We start from the raw sequence: 2,995 nt of genomic DNA, 5'->3' as shown, positions 1-2,995 counted from the left end.
GTCCTCGTAGACCGTGATCTCCACCGGGATGATCGTGCCGCCCTCGTTCTGCGTCTGGGCGTTGAACGCCTTGCAGAACTCCATGATGTTCACGCCGTGCTGACCCAGCGCGGGGCCGACCGGCGGGGCCGGGTTCGCGGCACCGGCCTGGATCTGCAGCTTGATGATCGCCGCGAGCTTCTTCTTCGGAGGCATTTGTTCTCTTCTCGGTGATTCTCGACTGATGTGACTGCTGGAGCGGGTCAGATCTTGGAGACCTGGCTGAACGACAGCTCGACCGGGGTCTCCCGGCCGAAGATGGACACCAGGACGTGCAGCTTCTGGTGCAGCGGGTCGATCTCGCTGATGGTCGCCGGCAACGTGGCGAACGGGCCGTCCATGACGGTGACGGACTCGCCCACGCTGAAGTCGACCTCGATGGTCTGCGTCTTCTCGGCACCGCCGGTCGCCTTGCCGCCGGACGCGACCGCGGCCGCTTTCTTGGTGGCCGGCGCGAGGATGTTGACGACCTCGTCGGTGGACAGCGGCGACGGGCGGGAGGTCGCGCCCACGAACCCGGTGACGCCCGGCGTGTTGCGCACCGCGCCCCACGACTCGTCGTTGAGGTCCATCCGCACCAGGATGTAGCCGGGGAACACCTTGCGCTGCACCTGCTGGCGCTTGCCGTTCTTGATCTCGACGACGTCTTCGGTCGGCACCTCGACCTGGAAGATGTAGTCCTCCATGTCCAGGGACGTGATGCGGCTCTCGAGGTTGGTCTTCACCTTGTTCTCGTAGCCGGCGTAGGAGTGCACGACGTACCAGTCGCCGAACTGCGTGCGCAGTTCGCGGCGCAGCGTCTCGACCGGATCATCGTCCTCCCCGTCCGCGGCGTCCGCGGCTGCGTCGGCGACGACGGCCTCGGCGGCGAGCTCGTTCGTGGCGGCCGTTGCGTCCGGCGCGGCGGCGTCGACGTCGTCGCCCGGCTCGCCGTCGCTGCCGCCTGCGGCGTCGAGGTCGGTGTCCGCGTCGTCCGCCGCGTCACGGGCGATGGCGTCGTCGTCGCCACCGAGCAGGCGCGCGGCAGCGGCGAGGTCGGCCGGGCCGGTGTCGGCGGCCTCGGCGGACTCGCTGCGGGCGTGCTCGGACGTCTCGTCGGCACGCGCGTCGTCGAACTCGGACACGTTCTCTCTTTCTCGTCGATTGGTCGTGATGTTCGCGGTGACCGGCGCTCGGCCGGTCAGCCGAACATCAACAGCGTCAGCTTGGCGAAGCCGATGTCCAGGCCGGCCACGATCGCCACCATGATCACCACGAAGATGATCACCACCACCGAATAGGTGACGAGCTCGGAGCGCGATGGCCACAGGACCTTGCGCATCTCCGACACGCTCTCGCGCACGTACCGCGTCGGCAGGGTGCCGCGGTTGTTGCCGGCACTGCGCGACGAGGACGACTCCGTACGGGTCGCGGTCACGAGCTCTCCTCTCGGCGGTGCGGGCCTCGGTCCGTGGGCGGACTCCGGTGGTGCACCGTTCGGGTACTGCATTCGCCCAGCCTGGGCGGCTGCGCAGGGGCGACAGGACTTGAACCTGCAACCGCCGGTTTTGGAGACCGGAGCTCTACCAATTGAGCCACGCCCCTCGGCGCTTCGTGCGAAGCACGTCCGGGGCATGCTGACGCAAGGCCACCAGGCCCCGACGCGCAAGTCTACGGGGACGCGGTGGACAGGGCCAAACCGCTGCAACGGGCTGCCTGGCCCGCGAAACGACTCGGCCGGGTCTGGAACGATGGGCCCCATGGGTGAGCGAGTCTCCGACCGAGTGTCCGCCATCGCCGAATCCGCAACTCTTGCGGTCGACGCCAAGGCCAAGGCGCTGAAGGCCGCCGGCCGCCCGGTCATCGGGTTCGGCGCCGGCGAGCCCGACTTCCCGACGCCGGAAGCGATCGTCGAGGCCGCCGTTGCCGCGTGCCGGAACCCCAAGTACCACCGCTACACGCCCGTCCCGGGGCTGCCCGAGCTGCGCGCCGCCGTCGCCGCGAAGACGAAGCGTGACACCGGTTACGAGGTCGACGCTGCACAGGTCCTGATCACGAACGGCGGCAAGCAGGCCGTCTACAACGCCTTCGCCGCGCTGTGCGATCCGGGCGACGAGGTCCTGCTGATCGCGCCGTACTGGACGACCTACCCCGAGGCGATCAAGCTGGCCGGCGGCGTGCCCGTCGAGGTTGTCACCGACGAGACCACCGGTTACCTGGCGAGCGTCGACCAGCTCGAGGCGGCGCGCACCGAGCGCACCAAGGTGCTGCTGTTCGTGTCCCCGTCGAACCCGACGGGCGCGGTCTACCCGCGCGAGCAGGTCGAGGCCATCGGCGCCTGGGCCCGTGAACACGGGCTGTGGGTCGTCACCGACGAGATCTACGAGCACCTCGTGTACGGCGACGCCGAGATGGTCTCGATCGCGCACAGCGCCGACCCGGACAGGGTCGTCGTGCTCAACGGCGTCGCCAAGACGTACGCGATGACCGGCTGGCGCGTCGGCTGGCTCATCGGGCCCACCGACATCGTCAAGGCCGCGAGCAACCTGCAGTCGCACTCGACCTCGAACGTCAACAACGTCGCCCAGGTGGCGGCGCTGGAGGCGGTGTCCGGTGACCTGTCCGCCGTCGCGCAAATGCGCGCCGTGTACGACCGCCGGCGTCGCAGGATCGTGTCGATGCTGTCCGACATCCCGGGCGTCGTGTGCCCGGAGCCGCTCGGCGCCTTCTACGCGTACCCGTCGGTCAAGGGGCTGCTGAACGTGTCGCTGCGCGGGCGCACCGCGGAAAGCTCGGCCGAGCTCGCGGCGATCATCCTCGAAGAGGCGGAGGTAGCCGTCGTGCCCGGCGAGGCGTTCGGCACGCCTGGGTACCTGCGGATGTCCTACGCGCTGGGCGACGACGACCTCGCGGAGGGCGTCAGCCGGATCGCAAAGCTCGTCGCAGAGGGCTGATTCGCGCGGCGGCGGCACGCCTC

General features: G+C 69.3%; 3 protein-coding genes, 1 tRNA gene and 1 pseudogene. 1 reads left to right on the top strand and 4 read right to left on the bottom strand.

The annotated features are described in order from the left end of the window. From ACFFCN_RS18605 to ACFFCN_RS18590, 4 genes and pseudogenes are all read right to left on the bottom strand, one after another. Positions 1-195, bottom strand: a pseudogene (locus ACFFCN_RS18605) (50S ribosomal protein L11); the annotation flags it as partial. A gap of 47 nt (positions 196-242) precedes the next feature. After that, entirely contained in the window at positions 243-1,163 is a 921-nt protein-coding gene (gene nusG, locus ACFFCN_RS18600) for a transcription termination/antitermination protein NusG (RefSeq protein WP_375494100.1), read from the bottom strand. Between the two features lie 56 nt (positions 1,164-1,219). Then, positions 1,220-1,456 carry a preprotein translocase subunit SecE gene (gene secE / locus ACFFCN_RS18595; protein WP_375494098.1) on the bottom strand — a complete coding sequence of 79 codons (237 nt, stop codon included), beginning with the start codon at positions 1,454-1,456 and terminating at the stop codon, positions 1,220-1,222. 94 nt (positions 1,457-1,550) lie between these two features. Beyond that, positions 1,551-1,623, bottom strand: a tRNA-Trp gene (locus ACFFCN_RS18590). 155 nt (positions 1,624-1,778) lie between these two features. Here ACFFCN_RS18590 and ACFFCN_RS18585 point away from each other — a divergent pair. Beyond that, complete coding sequence (locus ACFFCN_RS18585) at positions 1,779-2,972, top strand: pyridoxal phosphate-dependent aminotransferase (RefSeq protein ID WP_375494096.1); 1,194 nt, start codon at positions 1,779-1,781, stop codon at positions 2,970-2,972. Positions 2,973-2,995 lie beyond the last annotated feature (23 nt).

Origin of the sequence: uncultured Jatrophihabitans sp. (assembly GCF_964246335.1) — a bacterium.
In the GTDB taxonomy this organism is placed as follows: Bacteria; Actinomycetota; Actinomycetes; order Mycobacteriales; family Jatrophihabitantaceae; genus Jatrophihabitans.
The sequence above is the reverse complement of the archived record's forward strand: the minus strand, read 5'-3'. Positions and strand labels throughout refer to the sequence as shown.

What these genes read in the sequence shown, in the direction of transcription:
- ACFFCN_RS18585 (WP_375494096.1), top strand. Translation starts at nt 1,779, where the DNA reads ATGGGTGAGCGAGTCTCCGACCGAGTGTCCGCCATCGCCGAATCCGCA.